Origin of the sequence: Streptomyces sp. NPDC060064, assembly GCF_042736455.1 — a bacterium.
Classification (GTDB): domain Bacteria; phylum Actinomycetota; class Actinomycetes; order Streptomycetales; family Streptomycetaceae; genus Streptomyces.
On the sequence record NZ_JBHWWF010000009.1, the window covers coordinates 92,530 to 118,027 of the forward strand.

General features: G+C 69.4%; 18 protein-coding genes, 2 pseudogenes and 1 riboswitch. Of the genes and pseudogenes, 13 read left to right on the forward strand and 7 right to left on the reverse strand.

All coding sequences use genetic code 11. The annotated features are described in order from the left end of the window. Positions 1 to 66: 66 nt before the first annotated feature. The 3 genes from ACFWDI_RS13735 (at position 67) to ACFWDI_RS13745 (ending at position 3,808) form a co-directional block, all read left to right on the forward strand. Positions 67 to 954, forward strand: a complete 888-nt coding sequence (locus tag ACFWDI_RS13735; protein ID WP_385303691.1) for a FadR/GntR family transcriptional regulator — start codon at positions 67 to 69, stop codon at positions 952 to 954. A gap of 340 nt (positions 955 to 1,294) precedes the next feature. Beyond that, positions 1,295 to 2,851, forward strand: a complete 1,557-nt coding sequence (locus tag ACFWDI_RS13740) for an RNA polymerase sigma factor (RefSeq protein WP_385303693.1) — start codon at positions 1,295 to 1,297, stop codon at positions 2,849 to 2,851. Between the two features lie 141 nt (positions 2,852 to 2,992). Next, positions 2,993 to 3,808 carry a serine protease gene (locus tag ACFWDI_RS13745; RefSeq protein ID WP_385303695.1) on the forward strand — a complete coding sequence of 272 codons (816 nt, stop codon included), beginning with the start codon at positions 2,993 to 2,995 and terminating at the stop codon, positions 3,806 to 3,808. Between the two features lie 131 nt (positions 3,809 to 3,939). On the opposite strand, the gene ACFWDI_RS13750 is transcribed toward ACFWDI_RS13745, so the two are convergent. Next, positions 3,940 to 4,170: a hypothetical protein gene (locus tag ACFWDI_RS13750; protein WP_326653069.1), complete on the reverse strand. Its 231-nt coding sequence runs from the start codon at positions 4,168 to 4,170 to the stop codon at positions 3,940 to 3,942. 434 nt (positions 4,171 to 4,604) lie between these two features. Here ACFWDI_RS13750 and ACFWDI_RS13755 point away from each other — a divergent pair, with 434 nt between their 5' ends. The 3 genes from ACFWDI_RS13755 (at position 4,605) to ACFWDI_RS13765 (ending at position 9,020) form a co-directional block, all read left to right on the forward strand. Further along, the gene (locus ACFWDI_RS13755; RefSeq protein ID WP_385303697.1) at positions 4,605 to 6,722 is read left to right on the forward strand and encodes a type IIA DNA topoisomerase subunit B; all 2,118 of its coding nucleotides are present in this window, start codon (positions 4,605 to 4,607) and stop codon (positions 6,720 to 6,722) included. 211 nt (positions 6,723 to 6,933) lie between these two features. Then, the gene (locus ACFWDI_RS13760) at positions 6,934 to 7,431 is read left to right on the forward strand and encodes a DUF485 domain-containing protein (RefSeq protein WP_385303699.1); all 498 of its coding nucleotides are present in this window, start codon (positions 6,934 to 6,936) and stop codon (positions 7,429 to 7,431) included. Beyond that, positions 7,428 to 9,020, forward strand: coding sequence for a cation acetate symporter (locus ACFWDI_RS13765; protein ID WP_385303701.1), 1,593 nt, complete (start codon positions 7,428 to 7,430; stop codon positions 9,018 to 9,020). Before ACFWDI_RS13760 ends, ACFWDI_RS13765 begins: the two co-directional genes overlap by 4 nt. Before the next feature lie 139 nt (positions 9,021 to 9,159). Here ACFWDI_RS13765 and ACFWDI_RS13770 read toward each other — a convergent pair whose 3' ends face one another. Beyond that, complete coding sequence (locus ACFWDI_RS13770) at positions 9,160 to 9,840, reverse strand: response regulator (protein WP_385303782.1); 681 nt, start codon at positions 9,838 to 9,840, stop codon at positions 9,160 to 9,162. 32 nt (positions 9,841 to 9,872) lie between these two features. Continuing rightward, positions 9,873 to 11,516 (reverse strand): ATP-binding protein, encoded by a 1,644-nt coding sequence (locus ACFWDI_RS13775; protein WP_385303702.1) that lies wholly within the window; start codon positions 11,514 to 11,516, stop codon positions 9,873 to 9,875. Between the two features lie 320 nt (positions 11,517 to 11,836). Here ACFWDI_RS13775 and ACFWDI_RS13780 point away from each other — a divergent pair. Continuing rightward, positions 11,837 to 12,135 (forward strand): annotated as a pseudogene (locus ACFWDI_RS13780) (discoidin domain-containing protein); the annotation flags it as partial. Positions 12,136 to 12,204: 69 nt separating this feature from the next. On the opposite strand, the gene ACFWDI_RS13785 reads toward ACFWDI_RS13780, so the two are convergent. Continuing rightward, positions 12,205 to 12,441 carry a hypothetical protein gene (locus ACFWDI_RS13785; protein WP_385303703.1) on the reverse strand — a complete coding sequence of 79 codons (237 nt, stop codon included), beginning with the start codon at positions 12,439 to 12,441 and terminating at the stop codon, positions 12,205 to 12,207. A 70-nt stretch (positions 12,442 to 12,511) separates the two neighbouring features. After that, a complete protein-coding gene (locus ACFWDI_RS13790) occupies positions 12,512 to 13,177 on the reverse strand; it encodes a DUF6082 family protein (RefSeq protein ID WP_385303704.1) in 666 nt (221 codons plus the stop codon). 250 nt (positions 13,178 to 13,427) lie between these two features. On the opposite strand from ACFWDI_RS13790, the pseudogene ACFWDI_RS13795 reads away from it, so the two are divergent. Then, positions 13,428 to 14,523 (forward strand): annotated as a pseudogene (locus tag ACFWDI_RS13795) (CobW family GTP-binding protein). Here ACFWDI_RS13795 and ACFWDI_RS13800 read toward each other — a convergent pair. Further along, a complete protein-coding gene (locus ACFWDI_RS13800) occupies positions 14,520 to 16,970 on the reverse strand; it encodes a DNA topoisomerase (ATP-hydrolyzing) subunit A (protein ID WP_385303705.1) in 2,451 nt (816 codons plus the stop codon). The pseudogene ACFWDI_RS13795 and the gene ACFWDI_RS13800 overlap by 4 nt on opposite strands. 192 nt (positions 16,971 to 17,162) lie before the next feature. On the opposite strand from ACFWDI_RS13800, the gene ACFWDI_RS13805 reads away from it, so the two are divergent. From ACFWDI_RS13805 to ACFWDI_RS13820, 4 genes are all read left to right on the forward strand, one after another. Next, positions 17,163 to 18,524, forward strand: a complete 1,362-nt coding sequence (locus ACFWDI_RS13805) for a M16 family metallopeptidase (RefSeq protein WP_385303785.1) — start codon at positions 17,163 to 17,165, stop codon at positions 18,522 to 18,524. Next, positions 18,521 to 19,909, forward strand: a complete 1,389-nt coding sequence (locus ACFWDI_RS13810) for a M16 family metallopeptidase (RefSeq protein WP_385303706.1) — start codon at positions 18,521 to 18,523, stop codon at positions 19,907 to 19,909. Before ACFWDI_RS13805 ends, ACFWDI_RS13810 begins: the two co-directional genes overlap by 4 nt. A gap of 214 nt (positions 19,910 to 20,123) precedes the next feature. After that, a riboswitch (cyclic di-AMP (ydaO/yuaA leader) is annotated at positions 20,124 to 20,286 on the forward strand. Between the two features lie 12 nt (positions 20,287 to 20,298). Continuing rightward, the gene (locus ACFWDI_RS13815; RefSeq protein WP_385303708.1) at positions 20,299 to 21,057 is read left to right on the forward strand and encodes a M23 family metallopeptidase; all 759 of its coding nucleotides are present in this window, start codon (positions 20,299 to 20,301) and stop codon (positions 21,055 to 21,057) included. Positions 21,058 to 21,269: 212 nt separating this feature from the next. After that, a complete protein-coding gene (locus ACFWDI_RS13820; protein WP_385303710.1) occupies positions 21,270 to 21,947 on the forward strand; it encodes a GntR family transcriptional regulator in 678 nt (225 codons plus the stop codon). Positions 21,948 to 22,152: 205 nt separating this feature from the next. On the opposite strand, the gene ACFWDI_RS13825 is transcribed toward ACFWDI_RS13820, so the two are convergent. Beyond that, on the reverse strand, positions 22,153 to 22,434 hold the full coding sequence (locus tag ACFWDI_RS13825) for an HPr family phosphocarrier protein (protein ID WP_385303711.1): 282 nt from the start codon (positions 22,432 to 22,434) through the stop codon (positions 22,153 to 22,155). Between the two features lie 161 nt (positions 22,435 to 22,595). On the opposite strand from ACFWDI_RS13825, the gene ACFWDI_RS13830 reads away from it, so the two are divergent. Beyond that, positions 22,596 to 25,481, forward strand: coding sequence for a GNAT family N-acetyltransferase (locus ACFWDI_RS13830; protein WP_385303712.1), 2,886 nt, complete (start codon positions 22,596 to 22,598; stop codon positions 25,479 to 25,481). Positions 25,482 to 25,498 lie beyond the last annotated feature (17 nt).

Here is a 25,498-nt window from a genome sequence, read left to right on the forward strand (position 1 = left end):
TCACCCTTTCGTGTGCTTTTCACCAAAGACCTCAAGGGCCACGGGAGCCGCGCCGACAAAGGATGCGTGAGTACCCTTGCGCACACCATGATGACCGCCGCCCGCCCCGCCGAGTCCGGCCTCGCCGGCCCGGGCGAACTCGATCGATACCCCTACGCGGAGTCGCCCGGCGCCGACCGCGTCGGCCCTCCCTCCTGGGACGGCGCCGACGCCGAGTTGGGCCGGGTCGGCCGCCGCGCGGCAGGCAGCCGCGGCCGCGGACTGCACGGCCAACTCGTCCAGCAACTTGGCCAGATGATCGTCTCGGGGGACCTCGGCGCGGACCGCCCGCTCGTCCCCGAGGAGATCGGCCAGCGCTTCGAGGTCTCCCGCACCGTCGTCCGTGAATCCCTACGCGTTCTCGAGGCCAAGGGCCTGGTCAGCGCCCGCCCCAATGTCGGCACCCGGGTCCGTCCGGTCAGCGACTGGAATCTGCTGGACCCCGACATCATCGAGTGGCGTGCCTTCGGCCCGCAGCGGGACGATCAGCGTCGGGAGCTGGGCGAGCTGCGGTGGACCATCGAGCCCCTCGCCGCGCGCCTCGCCGCAGGTCACGGGCGTGAGGACGTTCAGCAGCGGCTCGGCGACATGGTCGAGATCATGGGTCACTCCCTCGCTCAGGGGGACGGGATCACGTTCTCGCGGGCCGACGCGGAGTTCCACTCCCTCCTCATCCAGCTCGCCAGTAACCGCATGCTCGAGCACCTCTCCGGCATCGTCTCCGCCGCCCTCCAGGTCTCCGGCGGCCCGGTCACCGGCTGTGACCGCCCTACCGAGGTCTCTCTGGCCCACCATGCGCGGATCGCCGACGCACTCGCCACCGGCGACCCGCACGCCGCCGAGTCGGCCATGCGCCAACTGCTCACCGCTCACTCAGAGGTGGAGCGAGTCGTGCCTGCGCCGCGCGAGCACTGACCGCAGGGCGCGGCCAGGGAGTGCGGAGGCGTACGCATCGCGTGTCGCCGGATTCCAAGGGGGTCCGGCGACACGATTATGTGGCGAACGCCCTCTCTGGCCGTTTTGTCGTAAATGAGGTGTGACTCGGGCCACGTGGATTGGGCGTAACACTCCTCGAAACAACGCGATGACCTAAGAGGTGACAGCCGAGGAGGGAATACAGCAGCCATACACGGCGCTGTGCAGCTCCGAGGTTTCATCCCGCGCCACCGGCACATCCGCAGCCCGGTGGTCGTCGGCTCCGGCCCGATCATGGGTGGGGCCGGAAGCCGTTTTCCATCGTTCCGAGAGGTTGTTCGTGTCGGCCAGCACATCCCGTACGCTCCCGCCGGAGATCGCCGAGTCCGAGTCTGTGATGGCGCTCATCGAGCGGGGAAAGGCTGATGGGCAGATCGCCGGCGATGACGTGCGTCGGGCCTTCGAGGCTGACCAGATTCCGCCAACCCAGTGGAAGAATGTTCTGCGCAGCCTCAACCAGATCCTCGAGGAAGAGGGTGTGACGCTGATGGTCAGTGCCGCGGAGTCGCCGAAGCGCGCCCGCAAGAGCGTCGCAGCGAAGAGCCCGGCAAAGCGCACCGCCACCAAGACCGTCGCGGCCAAGACCGCCACGGCGAAGAGCGTCGCGGCCACCGCGGCGTCGACGGCCGAGACCGCCGACGCCCCGGCCGACGAGGCTTCGGCGACAGCGCCTGCCAAGAAGACGGCCGCCAAGAAGACGGCGGCCAAGAAGGCGGTGGCGAAGAAGACCGCCGCCAAGAAGACCGTGGCCAAGAAGACCGCGGGCAAGAAGGACGCCGACGAGGCCGCCGAGGGCGAAGAGCTGCTCGATGAGGCCCAGCCCGGTGGAAAGGGCGAGGAGGAAGAGGCCGAGGGCGAGAACAAGGGCTTCGTCCTCTCCGACGACGACGAGGACGACGCGCCTGCCCAGCAGGTCGCCGTCGCCGGCGCCACCGCTGACCCGGTCAAGGACTACCTCAAGCAGATCGGCAAGGTCCCGCTCCTCAACGCCGAGCAGGAGGTAGAGCTCGCCAAGCGCATCGAGGCGGGTCTGTTCGCCGAGGACAAGCTGGCGAACTCCGACAAGCTCGCGCCGAAGCTCAAGCGCGAGCTGGAGATCATCGCCGAGGACGGCCGCCGAGCCAAGAACCACCTGCTCGAGGCCAACCTCCGACTGGTCGTCTCGCTCGCCAAGCGTTACACCGGTCGCGGCATGCTCTTCCTGGACCTGATCCAGGAGGGCAACCTCGGTCTGATCCGCGCGGTCGAGAAGTTCGACTACACCAAGGGCTACAAGTTCTCCACGTACGCCACCTGGTGGATCCGTCAGGCGATCACCCGAGCCATGGCCGACCAGGCCCGCACCATCCGTATCCCGGTGCACATGGTCGAGGTCATCAACAAGCTCGCGCGCGTGCAGCGCCAGATGCTCCAGGACCTGGGCCGCGAGCCCACCCCGGAGGAGCTGGCCAAGGAACTCGACATGACCCCCGAGAAGGTCATCGAGGTCCAGAAGTACGGCCGCGAGCCGATCTCGCTGCACACCCCGCTCGGTGAGGACGGCGACAGCGAGTTCGGTGACCTGATCGAGGACTCCGAGGCGGTCGTGCCGGCCGACGCGGTCAGCTTCACGCTTCTGCAGGAGCAGCTGCACTCGGTGCTCGACACCCTGTCCGAGCGTGAGGCGGGCGTTGTCTCCATGCGCTTCGGTCTCACGGACGGCCAGCCGAAGACCCTGGACGAGATCGGCAAGGTCTACGGCGTGACGCGTGAGCGCATCCGTCAGATCGAGTCCAAGACCATGTCGAAGCTGCGTCACCCGTCGCGTTCGCAGGTTCTGCGCGACTACCTCGACTAGGTCGTCACAGCAGTACGCGGTATGTCGGTCGAGGGCCCGGATCCTGTTGGGGAACCGGGCCCTCGGCGTGTGCGCGGGTGCGGGCGGCGGCGCCCTGACTGACTCTGAGTGGACGGAATTCACCCAGAGTCAGGAGGCCGTATGCGGCGACCCATCGTTCGAGCCCTGATCATGGCGTCGGCCCTGATCGCAGCGGCGGCCGTGGCGCCGTTCGCTTCGCCCCCTCTCGCGGCCGCCGACAGCGTGGTCATCGGCGGCTATCCGGCAAAGGCTGCCGACAGCCCGTGGGTGGTGGCGCTGTCCAGCCGTGACCGGTTCGGCGGAACGCGAGCAGGTCAGTTCTGCGGCGGTGTGGTGGTGTCGCCGAAGAAGGTCATGACGGCCGCCCACTGCCTGAGCCGGACCGTACTCGGCGTCGATGTGCGCGAGGTGCGTGACCTGGCGGTCCTCGCGGGGCGCACGCAGCTGCTCGGCGCGGGAGGCAGGGAGATCCGGGTGAGCAACGCCCGGGTCGCGCCGACGTACAACTCGCAGACGAACAGCCCGGACGTGGCGGTGCTGACTCTGGCCGAGGCGCTGCCCGCCTCCCAGGTGATCCCCCTGGCCGGCGCCGGCGACCCGGCGTACGAGCCGGGTACGAGCGCCACTGTGTACGGCTGGGGCGATACGACGGGGAACGCCAGCTACGCGTTCTCCTTGCGCGCCGCACGCGTGACGGTGCTGTCGGACGCTGTCTGCGGGCAGGCCTATCCAGGGGGCCTGGGCGGGAAGTATCTGAAGTCCACGATGCTCTGCGCCGGAGACCCGCAGGGCGGGCGCGACGCCTGTCAGGGGGACAGTGGAGGCCCGCTGGTGGCTCGCGGGCGGCTCATCGGACTGGTCTCCTGGGGCGGCGGCTGCGGCCGGGCCGACAGCCCCGGGGTGTACACGCGGATCTCGGCGGTGGCCCCTTCGTAGGTCGCCTTCCGCCGGGTTCGCCTACGCCGCGGCAGTCACGCTATGAGAGCGGGCGGCCGCCCCTGGTATTCAGGGGTGGCCGCCCGTCAGCCGATCCTGGACCGGCCTTGGCTCGTCGTGGATGCGAGGTGTCAGTGTTCCTCTTCACCAACGCTGGCCGGCACGGCCGTCAGTCGGTCGGTCTCATCCTGTATTTCCGCGGCGATCTTCTTGAGTTCCGGCTCGAACTTGCGCCCGTGGTGGGCACAGAAGAGCAGTTCACCGCCGCTGCTCAGGACGACGCGCAGATAAGCCTGGGCGCCGCAGCGGTCGCAGCGGTCAGCGGCCGTCAGTGGGCTCGCGGGGGTCAGAACAGTAGTCACGTCGCCTCTTCTCTAGCTCGACGAGCTGTCGTACCAGGGTCAACATCCAACCAGGCCGAAAACGTTCCCGCTCGTGGCTTCTCCTGGAAACTTCTTTCCCAAGGTGGCTGTCTGCTGCCGGTTGGCGGCGAATGAGCCGTATTGCTTCGCTCTACGGATTTCGCGTTGCTTGTCTCTATTGGCCCTCCCGGCTGGGTTGCCGGTTGTTCATGAGGACGTGCCCGGAGCCTAAATGGTTCATGCCTGGAAGGGAACGTGATGTGCACGTCACTCCATCGAGGGATCGAACATGCATGCGAGGCTGGACTAGCATGAGAAATCAATAGGGTGGCGTTACATCGGCTCTACCAGGCCTCGGTACCCTCTGAGCGTCGACCGACGCCGGCCCCTTACCCCACTGGGCCACATCTCAAATTCAGCGAGGAGCGAACCGCGTGACCGCCGAAACGTCCGCGCCGTCCACAGCGCTGCTGACAGCAGACCGTGACGGTTCCAACTACACAGCGCGGCACCTGCTCGTACTCGAGGGGCTCGAGGCGGTCCGCAAACGCCCGGGCATGTACATCGGGTCCACCGACAGCCGCGGCCTGATGCACTGCCTCTGGGAGATCATCGACAATTCCGTGGACGAAGCCCTCGGCGGCCACTGCGACCACATCGAGGTGATCCTTCACGAGGACGGATCCGTCGAGGTCAAGGACAACGGCCGAGGCATCCCTGTCGATATCGAGCCCAAGACCGGGCTCTCCGGTGTCGAGGTCGTGATGACCAAGCTGCACGCCGGCGGAAAGTTCGGCGGCGGCTCGTACGCCGCGTCGGGCGGACTGCACGGCGTGGGCGCCTCCGTCGTCAACGCCCTCTCCGCGCGCCTCGACGTCGAGGTCGACCGGGGGAGCGCGACCCACCTGATCAGCTTCCGCCGCGGTGTCCCCGGCATCTTCACCGAGTCGGGACCCGACGCGCCCTTCGACCCGGGGAACGGGCTGCTCAAGGGCAAGCGGGTGCCCAAGACCCGCACCGGGACGCGCGTACGGTACTGGGCCGACCGGCAGATCTTCCTCAAGGACGCCAAGCTCTCACTGGACAACCTCCACCAGCGCGCCCGCCAGACCGCCTTCCTGGTGCCCGGTCTGACGATCGTGGTCCGGGACGAGCGGGACCTGGAGGGCGCGGGCAAGAACGAGGAGATCTTCCGCTTCGACGGCGGCATCAGTGAGTTCTGCGAATACCTGGCCCAGGACAAGGCGGTCTGCGACGTGCAGCGCCTGACCGGGCAGGGCACCTTCAAGGAGACCGTCCCGGTCCTCGACGACCGCGGTCATATGACGCCCACCGAGGTCACCCGCGAGCTCGGCGTCGACATTGCCCTCCGCTGGGGCACGGGATACGACACCGCGGTCAAGTCCTTCGTCAACATCATCGCCACCCCCAAGGGCGGCACCCATGTGACCGGCTTCGAGCGCTCCATCACCAAGACGATGAACGAGGTGCTGCGCTCGGCCAAGCTGCTGCGCGTCGCCGAGGACGACATCGTCAAGGATGACGCCCTGGAGGGTCTCACCGCGGTCGTCACGGTCCGGCTGGCGGAGCCGCAGTTCGAGGGCCAGACCAAGGAGGTGCTGGGCACCTCGGCGGCCAACAGGATCGTCGCCAACGTCGTCGCCAAGGAGCTCAAGGCGTTTCTGACCTCCACCAAGCGCGACGACAAGGCGCAGGCCCGTGCGGTGATGGAGAAGGCCGTTGCCGCCGCCCGTACGCGCATCGCGGCCCGTCAGCACAAGGACGCGCAGCGTCGTAAGACCGCGCTGGAGACCTCCTCGCTGCCGGCCAAGCTCGCCGACTGCCGCAGCGACGACGTGGAGCGCAGCGAGCTCTTCATCGTCGAGGGGGATTCCGCACTCGGCACCGCCAAGCTCGCGCGGAACAGCGAGTTCCAGGCGCTTCTGCCGATCCGCGGCAAGATCCTGAACGTCCAGAAGGCGTCCGTCACGGACATGCTCAAGAACGCCGAGTGCGGCGCGATCATCCAGGTCATAGGAGCGGGGTCCGGGCGGACCTTTGACATCGACGCCGCCCGCTACGGCAAGATCGTTCTGCTGGTCGACGCCGACGTCGACGGCGCCCACATTCGCATCTTGCTGCTCACGCTCTTCCAGCGCTATATGCGGCCGATGGTGGAGGCGGGCCGGGTGTTCGCCGCCGTGCCGCCGCTGCACCGGATCGAGCTGGTCCAGCCCAAGAAGGGCCAGGACAAGTATGTGTACACGTACTCCGACAGCGAGCTGCGGCAGACGCTGCTGGAGTTCCAGCGCAAGGGAGTCCGTTTCAAGGACTCCATCCAGCGCTACAAGGGCCTCGGCGAGATGGACGCCGACCAGCTGGCGGAGACCACGATGGACCCGCGCCACCGCACGCTGCGCCGGATCAACATCGGCGACCTGGACTCCTCCGAGCAGGTCTTCGACCTGCTGATGGGCAATGAGGTCGCGCCCCGCAAGGAGTTCATCACCAGCTCGGCGGCGACGCTGGACCGCTCGCGGATCGACGCCTGACGGCGCCCCCGCCACCCAGGGGTGGAGCCGCAGGCTCCACCCCTGGTCCGATCTCGGGGTCGGCTCCTACCGCGTGGGACTCGCGCAGCCAACCGGGACAAGCGTCACCTGATGGGGTGAAGACGGGCAGGAGAAGAGTCCGGGATCTTCCCGCTCTGTCCATCCTTGGGCATGCGAGCTGAAACGGTTCGCTGACAAGGAGAGCTGATCGGTGGAGAAGCAGGAAGGGCGGGATGCCGCTGCGGTGCGGCTCGACGACCCGTGGTACGACGCGCTGGCCTCCGGCTGGGGCGAGCTGGACGGCACGGGCGCCCCCACGCCCGTCGTGCCGGACCCGCGCGCGAACCGGGAGAGTGCCGGACCGGGCGCGGCCGACATCTATCTGGAAGTGCAGCGCAGCGCCGCCTTCCAGGAGGTGCGCAGCCGCTACCGGAGGTTCGTCGGCCCCGCCGTTCTCGCCTTCCTCGTCTGGTACTTGGCGTATGTCGTCGCGGCGACCACCGCTCCCGGCCTGATGGCCCGGCCGGTGGCGGGAGCGGTGAATGTGGCGATGGTCGCGGGCCTCGGACAGTTCCTCACCACCTTCCTGCTGACCTGGGCGTACGCACGCCATGCCCGGCTGCGAAGGGACCGCGCGGCCCTGGATCTGCGCTGGACCGTGTATGACCAGACGAGGGCACAGGAGACGGCACGAGGGACCGAGCGTTGAGCGACGACCACCAGAGCCTGGCGCTGCTGCTGTTCAGCGCGTTCATCGCGGTCACTCTCGGCATCACCAGCTGGGTGGGCCACAACAGGCGTGGCTCGGCAGAGGAGTTCTACGTCGGCGGGCGGCTCTTCTCCCCCATGGAGAACGGGTTCGCCATCGCCGGCGACTACATGTCCGCCGCATCCTTCCTCGGGATCTCCGGCCTCATCGCCCTGTTCGGCTACGACGGGATGCTCTATTCCGTGGGCTTCCTGGTCGCCTGGCTGGTGGTTCTGTTCCTCGTTGCCGAACTCGTGCGCAACTGCGGCCGGTTCACCCTCGCCGATGTCGTTGCCTCGAGGATGAGAGAGCGGCCCGTCCGTATCGCCGCGGGAACTTCTTCGGTCACCGTGTCCGTTCTCTATCTGGTGGCGCAGATGGTGGGAGCCGGGAGCCTGGTCGCGCTGCTGCTCGGCGGTACGAGCGAGGCCGCGCGCTCGTGGACCGTGATCGGCGTGGGTGCCCTGATGGTGATCTATGTGTCGTTGGGAGGGATGCGAGCCACCACCTGGATCCAGATCGTGAAGGCCGTGCTGCTGATGGCGGGCGCGATCGTGATGACCGTGCTCGTACTGACGCGTTTCCACGGCGACTTCAACCAACTGCTCAACACCGCAGCCGAACGCAGCGGCCACGGCAAGGACTTCCTCTCGCCCGGCCTCAAGTACGGCGGGGACTGGACCGCGCGCCTCGACTTCATCAGCCTCGGACTGGCGCTGGTTCTGGGCACGGCCGGCCTGCCGCACATTCTGTCCCGCTTCTACACCGTGCCGACCGCGCGGGCCGCCCGCCGCTCGGTCGTCTGGTCGATCGGTCTCATCGGCAGCTTCTATCTGATGACGATCGTGCTCGGCTTCGGTGCGGCTGCGGTGGTCGGCACCGACGAGGTGCGGAAGTCGAACGCCGCAGGGAACACCGCGGTTCCGCTGCTCGCGCTGGACCTCGGCGGAGGAGCGGGATCCACTGGTGGCACCGTTCTCTTCGCGGTGGTCGCGGCCGTGGCCTTCGCGACGATCCTTGCCGTCGTTGCCGGAATCACCCTCGCCTCCTCCGCCTCCGTCGCCCACGATCTGTACGCCTCGCTCCGCCGACGCCATGCCAGACAGCACAGTGAGGTAGCGGTCGCCCGTCTCGCCGCGGCCGGTATCGGCGTGGCCGCCATCGCGCTCGGCCTGCTCGCCCGGGACCTGAACGTCGCGTTCCTGGTGGGCCTGGCCTTCGCGGTCGCCGCCTCCGCCAATCTGCCCGTACTGCTCTACTCGCTGTTCTGGCGGAGCTTCACCACGCGTGGGGCGGTCTGGTCGGTGTACGGAGGGCTGGTCCCGGCCCTGCTCCTGGTGGTGCTTTCGCCGGTCGTCTCGGGCAGCCCAGAGGCGCTGTTCCCAGGCGTGGACTTTCATGTCTTCCCGCTGCAGAACCCCGGCCTGGTCTCCATCCCGCTGGGTTTCCTGGCGGGCTGGATCGGCACCGCCACCTCGGCGGAGCAGCCGGACGGGGCGAAGCACGCGGAGACGGAGGTGCGGGCGCTGACAGGTGCGGGAGCGGTGTGAGCCCGGGTACGCCCGGGGCCGTTTTGGTCCTCAATCGCCGGACGGGCTGAAGGCGGCCCGGACGGGCTTGAAGGCGGCCGGGTGGGCTTGAAAGCCGGCCCGGACGGGGCTTGATGTTGCGGCCGCGGTGGCTCAAGAATCAGGCGCGCGAGGACCACACGTAGCGGTGCTCCGGACGGCCGGTCTCGCCGTACTTGAGACTGAGCCGCACCCTGCTTGTCCGCTCCAGCAGCTTCAGATAGCGCTGCGCGGTCTGCCGGCTCACGCCCGCCCGTTCTGCGATCTCCTGGGTGGGGAGCGGCCCCTCGGCGGTCAGCAGCACCTGGCGTACCAGCTCGGCGGTAGTCGGCGAGTGGCCCTTGGGCAGGTCGGGCGCGACGGAACCGGCCGACAGGGCCCCGAACATACGGTCCACCTCCGCCTGTTCCGCCTCGCCACCGCCCTCCAGAGTGCGGCGCAGCATGGAGTACGCCTCCAACTTGGTGCGCAGACCCGCGAAGTTGAACGGTTTCACCAGATACTGCAGCGCGCCATGGCGCATCGCCGCCTGGACGGTGGCGACATCACGCGCCGCTGTCACCATGATCACGTCGGTCTGGTGGCCGAGCCGACGCAGCTCCCGTACGACCGCAAGACCGTTCCCGTCCGGCAGATAGTGGTCGAGCAGGATCAGATCCACCGGCCTGTCGGCGATCCGGGCGAGCGCCTCGGCGGCCGAGTGCGCCGTCGCGGAGACCCGGAAGCCCGGCACTTTGGACACATAGGCCGCGTTGATCTCCGCGACCCGGACGTCGTCGTCCACCACCAGTACGTCGATCAGGTCCTTGGCCGCCTGTTCGGCGCGTCCCTCGGTCATCGCGCCCCCTCGGCGGTGGCCAGTCCCGGCTCGGTCAGCGCCTCCGGGAGTACGACGGTGAATTCGGCGCCCCCGCCCGCCGCGTCGCGTACTCGCGCGCTTCCGCCCTGCCGCTCCGCCAGCCTGCGCACCATCGCCAGCCCGAGACCGCGCTTGCCGTGGACCGGAAGTTCCTTGGTGGACCAGCCCTCAGTGAAGATCAACTCTTGCTGCTCGGGCGGGACTCCGGGACCGCTGTCCGCGATCCGCAGCACGGCCGTGCGGCCCTCCGTACGAAGCTCGATCTCGATCCGCGGGTCGTCCGAGCCGCCGGCCGCGTCCAGAGCGTTGTCCACCAGATTGCCGACGACCGTCACCAGACCGCGCGGGTCCACCAGCCGGTCCGGCAGCAGCGTGCCGGGCGCGATACGCAGCGATACGCCCCGCTCCGCCGCCACCGTCGCCTTGCCCACCAGCAGCGCGGCGAGCAGCGGGTCGTGGATCTTTTCGGTGATCTGCTCCGCGGTGGCTCGGTGCACCCCGACCACCTCGGTGACGAACTCCACCGCGTCCTCGTGCATCTCCAGCTCGAGGAGCCCGAGCAGGGTGTGCATCCGGTTGGCGTGCTCATGGTCCTGCGCCCGCAGGGCGTCGATCAGGCCGCGGGTGGAGTCCAGCTCGCGGCCCAGCTGCTCCAGCTCGGTGCGGTCGCGCAGGGTGGCGACGGCGCCGCCGTCGTCGGTCGGCATCCGGTTGGCGATCAGCACCCGGCTGCCCCGCACGGTCAGCAGGTCCTCGCCGGTGACCCGGCCCGCCAGTACATCGGTGGTGCGGCCGTCGCCGAGGACCTCGTCGAGCGGCAGCCCCATCGCCTCGTCGCCCAGGCCGAGCAGCCGCTGTGCCTCGTCGTTCATCAGCCGGATCCTGCCCGTGGCGTCGAGGGCCACGACTCCTTCCCGGATGCCGTGCAGCATTGCCTCGCGCTCCGCCAGCAGAGCGGAGATATCGGAGAAGGCCAGGTCGTGGGTCTGCCGCTGGAGCCTGCGGGAGATCAGATAGGCGGCAAGGGCTCCGACGGCCAGGGCCCCGCCGGCATATGCGAGCAGTCCCGGGATCGCCGCCAGCAGCCTGGCGCGCACGCTGTCGTACTCGATACCGACCGACACCGCGCCGACGATCGTGCCGCTACTGTCCCGCAGCGGCACCTTCCCGCGGGCGGATCGGCCGAGCGTTCCGCTGTCGATCTCCAGCACCTCGTTGCCCGCGAGGGCGTCGCTGGGATCGGTGGAGACGACCCGGCCGATCTGCTCGGGGGCGGTGTGGGACCAGCGCACGCCACGCCTGTCCATGATCACGACGTACTCGGCGCCGGTCGCCTGTCGTATCCGCTCGGCCTTGGCCTGAACCGGACCACCGGCCGTCGGCCGTGAGCCGAGCAGCTCGTCGGCGACTTCCGGGGAAGCGGTGGTCTGGGCGATGGCGAGCGCCCGGCGCATCGCCTGATCGTCGAGCTGCGCGCTGAGCGGGGCGAGGAAGAGGCCGGTGGCCAGCACGGTGACACCGGTGGCGATGGCCAGCTGCATCAGCAGGACCTGGGAGAAGACCCGCTGCGGCCAGCCGAACCGCCGGCGCCGGGCGGGAGCGGTCGGTACGGGACTCATGCCTAGGAACGGTAGAGGGCCGAACGTTCTTTCTGAAATCTCCAGGTCGCCGCGCCCGTCGGCCGGCCCGCGGGATCACTGTCCGTGACGGACTACGGTGCCGACGGGGGCGGCGCCGCGGACTCGACCGCCGCCTCCAGCGGGCCGTCGACGCGGGCAAGGCGCAGGCCAAGGAGGTGTCCATCCCGCAGGGCACATTCAGGCTCACCGACCATGTCGTCGTCGACCGGGTCACGCTGCGCGGTGCTGATCCCTGGTACACCGTACTGACCGGGAGGCATCCCACCGACCGCAAGCGGGCCGCTGGGAGCTACGGAAAGGCCGGTGCGACCGGCTCGGTCGACGTCTGCACCCCGGGCAAGGCGGTCGACGGTGACGCCAACTCGTACTGGGAGAGCACCAACTACGCCTTCCCGCAGTCGCTGACGATCGACCTCGGCGAGGCTACGGGGGTGACCCGCCTGGTGCTGAAACTGCCGCCGCCCGCCGTCCGGCAGGCAACACGGTCACCGTCCCGCTGCCGGCCGGCACCACGACGCGCCATCTGCGGCTCACGGTCACGGCCAACACCGGCTGGCCGACAGCGCAGTTCAGTGAAGTGGAGGCCTGTCGCTCCTGACAGGCAGACCGTGAACGACAACGTGCTCGGCACCTGTGGGCGCCGAGCACGTGTGGGTCCCTGCGCCGATCAAGCGTCCGGGATGTCTGCCTTCGCTCTGATGAGCGTGTCGCGACTGATGATCACGATCCGCTCGTAGTCGGCGCGTCCTGCGTCGGAGGGGAGCTCATGGTCGAGCACCTCCGTGGCGTCTGTGCCGATGACGGCGAAGCTGCCGTCACTCAGCTCGAAGATGTCCGGGCATGTCTGTCCTGACATGCTTCCGCGCTGACGGGGAGATGCTCCGATCCGGCGCACGATCTTCAATTGGGGGATCCTCGGAGGGTGGTAGGGGTGCGATGAATCGCCGTTCTAAGTCAAGATCACACACGCAGCGTCAGTCGGCCCACCAGCCACGGCCGTCATCCCCCTGACGGTTGATGAGGCGATCGACCAGCCGCCCCAGGTAGGCCTCCTGCGATTCGTAACTCACGCTGGCGCGATGGTCCCTTGTAGCAGCCCAGAACTCGCGGAAGATGGGGTTCCGGCAAATCACTCGAAGGTGTCCCCGGACGTCGTCCTCGCTTGCCGCCCCGATCCGGTAGGCGTGCAGAACGTGCTGGTACAGGGCATTGGCGTAGAGGAACTGACGCTGCTTCACCGGCGATAACGCGGCGTCGTAGGTGTCCAGGACAGCGGCCAGGTCCGGATCGTCCATCGCCTTGCTCAGCAGCTCGAAATGGAGTCGCTGCTGGTTGGTGATGTCGGCGCGGCGCTGGAAACCGTTGGCCTGCTCCATGTGCTCCAGCTGGGTGCTCAGGTTGCTGTTCTGGCGGTGCATTTGCTGGTGCTGAATCACCAGGGCGACGATCACCGCGCCGAAGGCCAGACCGGAGAAAACCGCATTGGCGGCAGAGACGTCCGTGTCGGGCGCGAGTTCCTTCATCGTGGCGCTGATGGCGAGGCTGAGCGCAGCGACCAGTCCGATGACCGCCAATGCGCTCAGGAAGACAACCGCGACACCGGCGATGACACCCCGGTTGCCGTTCCCCTGTGTGCTCATGTCAACCCCCGATTCACAGGCGACCGGCCGATGTGGAGGCCGGTGACTGCGTGTACCGACTCCCAGAGTGCCGAGCGGCTCTGATCGGCCGGGAGGCGGAGAAAACGGCGCACAGAGGGAACGCGGTGGCGTATATCCGTGGGCCGTGTCCCATGTGTGCCCGCTGCGCGCCGCTAACAACCGTTCACTTCGCGCCGCGCCCATATCCTGGGGAGCCCCCGCCACAGTCGTGAATCCCCGAGGTGCCCCCTTGAGCAAGCCGCAGATCCCCGTCGTCGCCCTCGCGGGCTTTCTGGGATCCGGCAAGACCACCCTCCTCAACCACCTGCTCCGTCGCAACGGCGGCACCCGCATCGGTGTCGTCGTCAATGACTTCGGCTCCATCGAGATCGACGCCATGACCGTCGCAGGGCAGGTCGGCTCCACCGTGTCCCTCGGAAACGGCTGTCTGTGCTGTGCCGTCGACGCGAGTGAGCTGGACGACTATCTGGAGAAGCTCACCCGGCCCGCCGCGCGTATCGACGTCATCGTCATCGAGGCCAGTGGGCTTGCCGAGCCGCAGGAGCTCGTACGGATGCTGCTGGCCAGCGACAATCCGCGCATCGTGTACGGGGGGCTGGTCGAGGTCGTCGACGCGGCCGAGTTCGACGCGACCCGGGCGCGGCACCCCGAGATCGACCGGCATCTCGCGATCGCGGATCTCGTCGTTCTGAACAAGGCGGACCGGGTGGAGCCGGACGCACTGGGACGAGTGCTCGGGACGCTCGGCGAGCTCGGTGCGGGCACGCCCGCGATCACCGTGGAACACGGGCGGGTCGACCCGCAGATGCTCTTCGACCCCGCGGTGCGGCCGGAGCGGCAGGAGAAGGTACGCCAGCTGTTCCTTCGAGGACCTGTACGCGGACGAGTACGACCACGACCACGGCCATACGAACCATCTGCACACCGCGTACGAGAGCCTCGCCTTCACGGCGGACGCGCCCATGCACCCGCGCCGGCTCATGGAGTTCCTCGACTCCAGGCCCGAAGGGCTCTACCGGATCAAGGGATTCGTCGACTTCGGAACCGCCGACCCGGACAACCGGTACGCCGTCCATGCCGTCGGCCGGTTTCTGCGGTTCTACCCGTCACGCTGGGTGCCCGGCGAGGAGCGGCTGACGCAGCTCGTGCTGATCGGCTCGGGCGTCGACGCCGGGGCGCTGCGCAAGCAGCTGGAGTCCTGCGCGCAGACCGGTCCGCAGGACGCCCCCGACGAGCGGAGCATATGGGGCGTCCTACGGTACGTACCGGCCGAACCGGATGAGACAGCGGAGCCGGCGGAGACCGCGCTCCAGCAGCTCGACTAGCTCAACGGGCCCGCCAACACCGCGACCGCCGACGTCACCGGCGTACCCGAGCCGTCACGCCGCGGGTCCAGCTCCGGGAGCTCGGCCGGTGCGCCGTTCTTCTGCGCCGCACGGGCCGGTGCCGCGCCCGCCCAGGCCAGCACCAGCACATCCTCGCCCTTGAGGAAGCGCTGGCAGCGCACGCCGCCCGTGGCCCGCCCCTTGCGCGGGTACTGGTCGAAGGGGGTGAGCTTCCACGTCGTCACCGAGTCGTCCAGCGTGCCGTGCGAGCCCGCGATGGTGAAGACCACCGCGTCGCCGGCCGGGTCGACCGCCGTGAACGAGAGCACCTCGGCGCCGTCCGCCAGCTTGATGCCGGCCATGCCGCCGGCCGCCCGGCCCTGCGGCCGTACCTGCGAGGCCTGGTAGCGCAGCAGCTGGGCGTCGGAGGTGATGAAGACCAGGTCCTCCTCGCCCGTACGCAGCTCGGTCCCGCCGACGATCCGGTCACCTTCCTTGAGGGTGATGACCTCCAACTCGTCCTTGTTCGACGGGTAGTCGGGGACGACGCGCTTGACGACACCCTGCAGCGTGCCGAGCGCGAGGCCCGGCGAGGACTCGTCGAGCGTGGTGAGGCAGATGACCGTCTCGTCCTCCTCCAGCGACAGGAACTCCGAGACCGGCGCACCGCCCGACAGATTGGGCGAGGACACCGTGTCCGGAAGCTGCGGAAGGTCGATCACCGCGAGCCGCAGCAGCCGTCCGGCTGAGGTCACAGCGCCCACATCGCCGCGCTGTGTCGCCGGCACCGCCGAAACGATCACATCGTGCTTGGCGCGCTTTCCGCCCTCGTGCCCCAGGGGCTCGCCATTGGCGGTGCGGGCCAGCAGACCGGTCGAGGACAGCAGGACCCGGCACGGGTCGTCCGCGACCTCCAGCGCCACCGCAGCGAGCGGTGTACCCGCCGACTCGAGCAGCACCGTGCGCCGCTCGGTGCCGAACTTCTTGGCCACCGCGGCCAGTTCGGTCGAGACCAGCTTGCGCAGCTCGGTGTCCGAGTCGAGGATCCCGGTCAGCTCGTCGATCTCGCCGTTGAGCCGGTCTCGTTCGCTCTCCAGCTCGATCCGGTCGAACCTGGTCAGCCGGCGGAGCGGAGTGTCCAGAATGTACTGAGTCTGGATTTCGCTGAGCGAGAAGCGCTCGATCAGCCGCTCCTTCGCCTGCGCGGAATTGTCACTCGACCGGATGAGCCGGATGACCTCGTCGATGTCGAGAAGCGCGACAAGCAGGCCCTCGACCAGGTGCAACCGGTCGCGCCGCTTGGCCCGCCGGAACTCGCTGCGCCGCCGCACGACCTCGAAGCGGTGATCGAGATAGACCTCGAGCAGCTCCTTGAGCCCCAGGGTGAGCGGCTGCCCGTCCACCAGCGCCACATTGTTGATGCCGAAGGACTCCTCCATCGGCGTCAGCTTGTAGAGCTGCTCCAGCACGGCCTCGGGGATGAACCCGTTCTTGACCTCGATGACCAGCCGCAGACCGTGCTGCCGGTCGGTGAGGTCCTTGACGTCCGCGATGCCCTGGAGCTTCTTCGCCGAGACCAGGTCCTTGATCTTCGCGATCACCTTCTCCGGGCCGACCGTGAAGGGCAGTTCGGTGATCACCAGGCCCTTGCGGCGCGCCGTGACGTCGTCCACAGAGGCCGTCGCGCGGATCTTGAAGGTGCCGCGGCCGGTCTCGTACGCGTCCTTGATGCCGTTCAGGCCCACGATCCGGCCGCCGGTCGGCAGGTCGGGCCCGGGGACGAAGCGCATCAGCGTCTCGAGGTCCGCGCCCGGGTGCTTGATCAGATGCCGGGCGGCGGCGATGACCTCACCCAGATTGTGCGGCGGCATATTCGTCGCCATGCCGACGGCGATCCCGGACGAGCCGTTGACCAGCAGGTTCGGATAGGCGGCGGGGAGCGCGACCGGCTCCCGCTCCTGGCCGTCGTAGTTCGACTGGAAGTCGACGGTGTCCTCGTCGATCGACTCCGTCATCAGGCTGGTGGCATCCGCCATCCGGCACTCGGTGTACCGCATGGCGGCCGGCGGGTCGTCGTTGCCGAGGGAGCCGAAGTTGCCGTGGCCGTCGACCAGCGGCAGGCGCATCGAGAACGGCTGCGCCATCCGCACCAGGGCGTCGTAGATCGACGCGTCGCCGTGCGGGTGCAGCTTACCCATGACCTCGCCGACCACACGGGCGCACTTCACATAGCCGCGGTCGGGGCGCAGGCCCATCTCGTTCATCTGGTAGACGATGCGGCGGTGCACCGGCTTCATACCGTCGCGGGCGTCCGGAAGGGCCCGGGAGTAGATCACCGAGTACGCGTACTCGAGGAAGGAGCCCTGCATTTCGTCGACGACGTCGATGTCGAGGATCTTCTCCTCGAAGTCGTCCGGCGGCGGGGTCTTCGTGCTGCGGCGGGCCATCGCGGCTGCGGCTCCTTCTCGCTCTTGTGCGGGGCAGTACTCAGGTTCTGACGCGGACCATTGTGGACCGAGCCTCTGACAACGCCGACCTCGACCCGTCGTTGGGCCGTTCTCGGCCGGGAACTTCGCCAGGTGTCAGATCGCTTGCATACAGTGGCAGGACTTCTCCATATCGCGATCGAAGGGACGTACATGCCCATGGGTCACACGGCCACAGCGCAGGCCGGTTCCGGCGGCCTGACAGCGACCGAGCACCGCCTGGCCAACGGCCTGCGCGTGGTGCTCTCCGAGGACCACCTGACCCCGGTCGCCGCGGTCTGCCTCTGGTACGACGTAGGTTCGCGCCACGAGGTCAAGGGCCGTACCGGCCTTGCTCACCTTTTCGAGCATCTGATGTTCCAGGGCTCGGGCCAGGTCAAGGGGAACGGCCACTTCGAGCTGGTTCAGGGAGCCGGCGGCTCGCTGAACGGCACCACCAGCTTCGAGCGCACCAACTACTTCGAGACGATGCCCACGCACCAGCTGGAGCTCGCCCTCTGGCTGGAAGCCGACCGCATGGGCTCGCTGCTCGCGGCTCTCGACGACGAGTCGATGGAGAATCAGCGTGACGTCGTCAAGAACGAGCGCCGCCAGCGGTACGACAATGTCCCGTACGGCACGGCCTTCGAGCGACTGACGGCTCTGGCCTACCCGGAGGGCCACCCGTACCACCACACGCCGATCGGCTCGATGGCCGATCTGGACGCCGCGACCCTCGAGGACGCGCGCACGTTCTTCCGTACGTACTACGCGCCGAACAACGCCGTGCTGTCGGTCGTCGGCGACATCGACCCGGAGCAGACGCTCGCCTGGATCGAGACGTACTTCGGCTCCATCCCGTCCCACGAGGGCAAGCAGCCGCCGCGCGACGGCTCCCTCCCGGAGATCATCGGCGAGCAGCTGCGCGAGGAGATCGTCGAGGAGGTCCCGGCCCGGGCGCTGATGGCCGCCTACCGCCTGCCGCACGACGGCACGCGCGAGAGCGACGCCGCTGACCTGGCGCTCACCGTCCTCGGCGGCGGAGAGTCCTCGCGACTGCACAACCGCCTGGTGCGCCGTGACCAGACGGCCGTCGCGGCCGGCTTCGGTCTGCTGCGGCTGGCCGGCGCCCCTTCGCTGGGCTGGCTGGACGTCAAGACCTCCGGTGGTGTCGAGGTGCCGCAGATCGAGGCCGCGGTCGACGAGGAGCTGGCGCGGTTCGCCGCGGAGGGTCCCACGCCCGAGGAGATGGAGCGGGCGCAGGCCCAGTTGGAGCGCGAGTGGCTGGACCGGCTCGGCACGGTCGCCGGCCGCGCCGACGAACTGTGCCGGTACGCCGTGCTGTTCGGCGACCCGCAGCTGGCGCTGACCGCCGTGACGCGGGTGCTGGACGTCACCGCCGCAGAGGTGCAGGCGGTCGCCAAGGCCCGGCTGCGCCCGGACAACAGGGCGGTGCTGGTCTACGAGCCCCTCTCCGCGGACAACGGCGACAGCGACAGCGACGAGAACGACGAGCGCGAAGGGGCGGACCAGTGAGCGACGCTGCCGTGACCATGGAGTTCCACCCGCAGCCGAAGGCCGGCGCGGCCCGCCCCTGGGCGTTCCCGGCCCCCGAGCGCGGCACGCTGGACAACGGCCTCACCGTGCTGCGCTGCCATCGCCCCGGCCAGCAGGTGGTGGCCGTCGAGATCTGCCTCGACGCCCCGCTGGACGCCGAGCCGGAGGGCCTCGACGGCGTTGCCACGATCATGGCGCGCGCCTTGTCGGAAGGCACCGACAAGCACACCGCCGAGGAGTTCGCCGCCGAGCTGGAGCGCTGCGGCGCCACCCTCGACGCGCACGCCGACCACCCGGGTGTCCGCGTCTCCCTGGAGGTTCCGGTCTCCCGGCTGCCGAAGGCGCTCGGTCTGCTCGCCGAGGCGCTGCGCGCGCCGGCCTTCGCCGACAACGAGGTGGAGCGGCTGGTACGCAACCGGCTGGACGAGATCCCGCACGAGACGGCCAACCCGGCCCGCCGTGCGGCCAAGGAGCTCTCCAAGGAGCTCTTTCCGGCCTCCCTGCGTATGTCGCGCCCCCGCCAGGGCACGGAGGAGACGGTCGCCCGTATCGACTCCGCGGCCGTACGGGCCTTCTACGAGGCGCATGTCCGGCCCGCCACCGCCACCGCGGTGATCGTCGGCGACCTCACGGACGTCGATCTGGACGCCGTGCTCGCCGACTCACTCGGCACCTGGAAGGGCGACAGCGCCGCGCCCCGTCCCAAGCCGCCGATCACCGCCGACGACACCGGCCGTGTGGTCATCGTGGACCGTCCCGGCGCCGTCCAGACGCAGCTGCTGATCGGCCGCATCGGCCCGGACCGCCACGACCGCGTCTGGCCGGCCCAGGTGCTCGGGTCGTACTGCCTGGGCGGCACTCTCACCTCGCGCCTTGACCGCGTGCTGCGCGAGGAGAAGGGCTACACCTACGGCGTACGGGCCTTCGGCCAGGTGCTGCGCTCCGCTCCCGACGGGTCGGGCGCCGCGATGCTCGCCATCAGCGGCTCCGTGGACACCCCGAACACCGGACCGGCGCTGGACGACCTCTGGAAGGTGCTGCGTACGCTCGCGGCCGAAGGTCTGACCGACGCCGAGCGCGATGTCGCCGTGCAGAACCTGGTGGGTGTCGCCCCGCTGAAGTTCGAGACGGCCGCCTCTGTCGCGGGCACGCTCGCCGACCAGGTCGAGCAGTTCCTCCCGGACGACTACCAGGCGCAGTTGTACGTACGGCTGGCCGAGACCGGCACCGTCGAGGCGACGGCCGCGGCTGTCAGCGCCTTCCCGGTGGACCGTCTTGTCGCGGTGCTCGTCGGCGACGCCTCGCAGATCGAGGAGCCGGTCAAGGCGCTCGGCATCGGCGAAGTGACGGTTGTCACAGGCTGATTGAGGATATCCGGCAGACAACTCAAAACGGACAAGCGGAACCCCGGCATCCCTTGTGATGCCGGGGTTCCGCCTTATGCCCGTTTTGTTGGAGAGGTTGCCTGTCTGCCCTGTGGCGTGCGCTACAAAAGGGCCTGTCTGTTTGGCGATTGAAAGACGGCCCGCCTAGCGTCGGTCCGGCTGTCCGCCAGTAGCCCGCCGCATCCGCGGCATCGGACAGTCATCGCCGAGTCCCCGTCTGGCGCGAGCCTGGGGAGCCGGGGACCCACTCAGTCCCTGGGGTGAATCGGGCGCCTTCGCACCTGCGGAGGGGCCTGTAGGAGACCTTCCTGCTCCGAACCCGTCAGCTAACCCGGTAGGCGAGAAGGAAGGAAAGGATCAGCCACTTCATGGCGTTCACCCGTGCCACCGGGAAGCACCGTGCCCCGAGCCGAATGACGCGCAAGAGGGCGAACATCGCCGGCGTCGCGGCTCTCGCCACCACCGGCGTCATCGGAACCCTCGCTTCCCCGGCACTTGCCGCCGAGACCGGCGCGACCACCGTCGAGGACACCGGCCTGACCCAGATCGTGGCCGCCGACTCCCTCGCCGAGCAGATCGCCGACCAGGCCGCCGCGCAGAAGCAGGAGGCCGCCGAGGCCAAGGCGAAGGCCGAGGCGAAGCGCAAGGCCGAGGCGCGCGCCAAGGAGGCCCGCCAGGCCAAGGAGCGCGCCGCCCGGGAGGCCGAGCGCAAGCGCCTCAACTCCTTCGTGGCGCCGATATCCCACTCGTACGTGTCCACGGGCTACAAGACCGGCGGCTCCATCTGGTCCTCCGGCAGTCACACCGGCATCGACTTCCACGCCGCGTCCGGCTCCACCGTGCACGCGGTCGGCTCCGGCACCGTCGTCGAGGCCGGCTGGGGCGGCGCGTACGGCAACAACATCGTGATCAAGATGAACGACGGCTCGTACACGCAGTACGGCCACCTCTCGTCCATCAGCGTCTCGGTAGGCCAGTCGGTGACCCCGGGCCAGCGGATCGGCCACTCCGGCTCGACCGGCAACACCACTGGTCCGCACCTCCACTTCGAGGCCCGCACCAGCCCCGAGTACGGCTCCGACATGGACCCGGTCGCGTACCTGCGCGCGCACGGCGTCAACGTCTGATCCGACGACGGGGCCGATGCCCGGTCCCGCGTGCTTCCCGAAGGCCCCGGCTCCCCGCCGGGGCCTTCGGCGTTTGCCGCCCCACCGGAGTTCTGGCCAAAAGATATCCATGGATTCCGGTCTCCCATCGGAAAATCCCGCCCACTGCAATAGAGTCACCGAACAGACGTCAATCGGCTGCGTTTCGCGCGGATTAAAGCGGAGGTTCGGTCATGCGCATTCCCGCGCACTCGGTATGCACGGCGATCCGCGACGACATCGTCTCCGGTGTATTCGAGCGCGGCAGCCGGCTCACCGAGGAGCAGCTGGCACGCCGCTACGGCGTCTCCCGGGTCCCGGTGCGCGAGGCCCTGCGCACGCTGGAGTCCGAGGGCTTCGTCACCACCCGCCGTCACGCCGGCGCCTGTGTCGCCGAGCCCACCGAGCAGGAGGCCGCCGACCTTCTGGAGATCCGGATGCTGCTGGAGCCCATGGGTGCGGCGCGCGCCGCCCAGCGCCGCACCGAGGCACATCTCAAGGTGCTGCGTGGCCTGGTCAGACTGGGGCAGGAGCGGGCCCGCCGTGGTCAGGGCGAGGATCTGCGTTCACTGGGTGGGTGGTTCCACGAGACGCTCGCCCAGGCCTCAGGCAGTCCGGGGCTGATCGCTCTGCTCACCCAGCTGCGGCACAAGATCGCCTGGATGTACGCCGTCGAGCAGCCCGCCAAGCCTGTCGAGTCCTGGATCGAGCACGGCGCGATCGTGGACGCGGTGGCGCGCGGCGACGCGGAACGGGCGCGGGCGCTGACGGCCGTGCATACCGAACGGGCTGCCGCCGCGCACCGGCTGCGCCGCCTCGAGCGGGTGAGGACTTCGCAACATGCCGTAAACATCGCAAGCGCCCGCCATTAACAGGTGCACCGTATACAAAGGGTAGACATTGGCGGGGCCTCTTTTCTGCTGCCCGCATTCAAAGCGCCGGAGCCGAAAGTCGCGTCCGGGAAAGCCGTGTCCAGAAAAGCTGCGTCCGGGAAAGCTGCGTCCAGAAAAGACGAAGCCGCGATGTCCGAGAATTCGGGACACCGCGGCTTTGCCGTGGGTAATGGGCCTGATCGGCTCAGACGGTCTCGGGAAGCTCTTCGAGGCCCTCGGCGACGAGCCGGGCGAGACGGTCCAGTGCGGCGTCGGAGTCCTCCGCCGCGGAAGCGAGCACGATCTCCTCGCCGCCCTGCGCGCCCAGGCCGAGCACCGCGAGCATGGAGGCGGCGTTGACCGGGGTGCCGTCCGCCTTGGCGATCGTCACGGGGACGCCGGCGGCCGTGGCGGCACGGACGAAGATGGAAGCGGGGCGGGCGTGAAGGCCCTCGGCCCAGCCGACATTGACGCGGCGCTCAGCCATGGTGTTGCCCTTCAAGTCTCAGTGGTTGTCTAGACCAGTCTCTCATGTGTTTCTGCGTGCTCGCACCGGCCCCGGACCCGGGATCGGCCGCCGATCGGCCTTCTCAGACTGCCCCGCGGCAACCTCCTCCGCGACCCGTGGGTGAGCCGTACGCTTTCCCCATGCAGACCTCGTCGGACCACGCCTACCCCGACCACTGGGAAGCAGACGTGGTGCTGCGCGACGGCGGCACCGCGCGCATCAGGCCCATCACCACCGAGGACGCCGACCGTCTGGTCAGCTTCTACGAGCAGGTCTCCGACGAGTCGAAGTACTACCGCTTCTTCGCGCCCTACCCCCGGCTCTCCGACAAGGACGTCCACCGCTTCACCCATCACGACTATGTGGACCGGGTGGGTCTCGCGGTCACGGTGGGCGGCGAGTTCATCGCCACCGTCCGCTACGACCGGATCAACGCAGAGGGCCGGCCCGCGAGCGCCCCCGCCGACGAGGCCGAGGTCGCCTTCCTCGTCCAGGACGCCCACCAGGGTCGCGGCGTGGCCTCCGCCCTCCTCGAGCACATCGCCGCGGTGGCCCGCGAACGCGGCATCCGGCGGTTCGCAGCCGAGGTGCTGCCCGCCAACAACAAAATGATCAAGGTGTTCCGGGATGCCGGCTACACCCAGAAGCGCAGCTTCGAGGACGGCTCCGTCCATCTCACCCTCGACCTCGAACCGACCGAGGAGTCCCTCGCCGTCCAGCGCGGCCGCGAGCAGCGCGCCGAGGCCCGCTCCGTGCAGCGCCTCCTCGCGCCCGGTTCGGTCGCCGTCATCGGCACCGGCCGCGTGCCCGGCGGCGTGGGCCGTACCGCCCTGCGCAACCTCCTCAGTGGGGGATACACGGGACGTACCTACGCCGTGAACCGCGCCTTTCCCGAGGGCCAGGCCGAGGTCGACGGCGTCCCGGCCCACCGCTCCGTGGGCGAGATCGGGGAGACCGTCGACCTGGCGGTCGTGGCCGTCCCGGCGGAGCGGGTGCCCGAAGTGGTCGCCGACTGCGGCGAGCACGGCGTCCAGGGGCTGGTCGTGCTGACCGCCGGATACGCCGAGAGCGGGGCCGCAGGACGGGAGCGCCAGCGCGAACTGGTGCGGCAGGCCCGCTCGTACGGGATGCGCATCATCGGCCCGAACTCCTTCGGCATCATCAGCACCGCCGACACCGTCCGCCTCAATGCCTCGCTGGCCCCGGAGTCCCCGGCGCCCGGCCGCATCGGCTTGTTCACCCAGTCCGGCGCCATCGGCATAGCGCTGCTCGCCGGCCTGCACCGGCGCGGCGCCGGGCTGTCCTCCTTCATCTCGTCGGGCAACCGCGCGGATGTGTCCGGCAACGACTTTCTGCAGTACTGGTACGAGGACCCGGACACCGATGTGGTCCTGCTGTACCTCGAATCGATCGGCAACCCGCGCAAGTTCACGCGCCTGGCCCGGCGAACGGCGGCGGTGAAACCGGTCGTCGTGGTGAAGGGCGCCCGGCACAGCGGCAGCGCGCCGCCCGGACACGCGGTGCCGGTCACCCGGATCCCCGACACCACGGTCGGGGCGCTGTTCCGCCAGGCCGGCGTGATCCGCGTCGACACCGTCACCGAACTCGTCGACGTGGGCCTGCTGCTGGCCGGCCAGCCGCTGCCCGCGGGACCGCGCGTGGCGATCCTCGGCAACTCCGAGTCCCTCGGCCTCCTCACGTACGACGCCTGCCTCGCCGACGGCCTCCGTCCCCTCCGGCCGCGCGACCTCACGACGGCCGCCACGCCCGCGGACTTCCGTGCCGCCCTCGCCGAGGCCCTGGTGGACGACGCCTGCGACGCGGTGGTGGTGACGGCGATCCCGTGGGTGGGGGAGAACGGCGTCACGGAGTCGGGTGACGGCGAGGTCCTGGCAGCAGCGCTGCGCGACGCGGTCACCACGGCCCCGGCCAAACCGGTCGCGGTGGTCCATGTGGAGATCGGGGGTCTGGCGGAGGCGCTGGCGGCGGCGACGAGTACGCGTACGGTCCCGGCCCCCGCGACCGACGACGGGAACCCGGGCCCCGGTCACGAAGCGCCGCAGGCCGTCCGCACCCGACCACCCGCCCCGAGCTCGTCCGCCGTCTCCGCGGCCGTCCGTTACGCCGCCCCTGCCCCCGCGACCGCCCCGCACGCCTCCCGTATCCCCGCCTACCCCGCCGCCGAGCGGGCCGTCCGAGCCCTTTCCGAGGCGGTCAAGTACGCCCAGTGGCGCCGGCAGGCCGCCGAGCCCGGCAGGGTGCCACAGTACGAGGACATCGACGAGGCCGGCGCGGCCGCGCAGATCGACGCACTGCTCGGCGGGCTCACCGACCCTCGCGGCAGCACCCTCGGGCCCGCTGCCGCCCACGAGCTCCTCGGCCGGTACGGCATCCCCGTACGGCCGACCCTCCCCGCGCCCGGTCCCGACGCCGCCGTGGCCGCCGCCGGCCGCCTCGGCTACCCCGTCGCCCTCAAGACCACCGCACCGCACCTCCGCCACCGCGCCGACCTCGGCGGCGTACGGCTGGATCTGGCCAACGAGGCGCAACTGCGGCAGGCGTACCGCGAATTGACCGACACCCTCGGCAAGCCCGAGGAGCTCCAGCCCGTCGTTCAGGCGATGGCCCCGCGCGGCGTTGACACGGTTGTACGCGCCGCCATCGACCCAGCCGTCGGCGCCGTGCTCTCCTTCGGGCTGGCCGGAGCCGCCTCCGAGCTGCTCGGTGACACCGCCCACCGGCTCGTGCCCGCCACCGACCGGGACGCCGCGGAGTTGATCAGGACCATCCGGACGGCCCCGCTCCTCTTCGGCTGGCGGGGCTCCGCGCCCGTCGACACCCCGGCCCTCGAAGAGCTGCTGCTCCGGGTGTCACGACTGGTCGACGATCACCCGGAAGTGGTCGGAATCAGCCTCGAACCGGTCGTCGTCGCTCAGCATGGCTTCTCTGTGCTCGGCGCGTCCGTACGGCTCGCGCCGTCGCCCGCCCGCACCGACCTGGGCCCCCGCCGACTCCCCAGCTACTGAGCGCTCACCACCCCCCG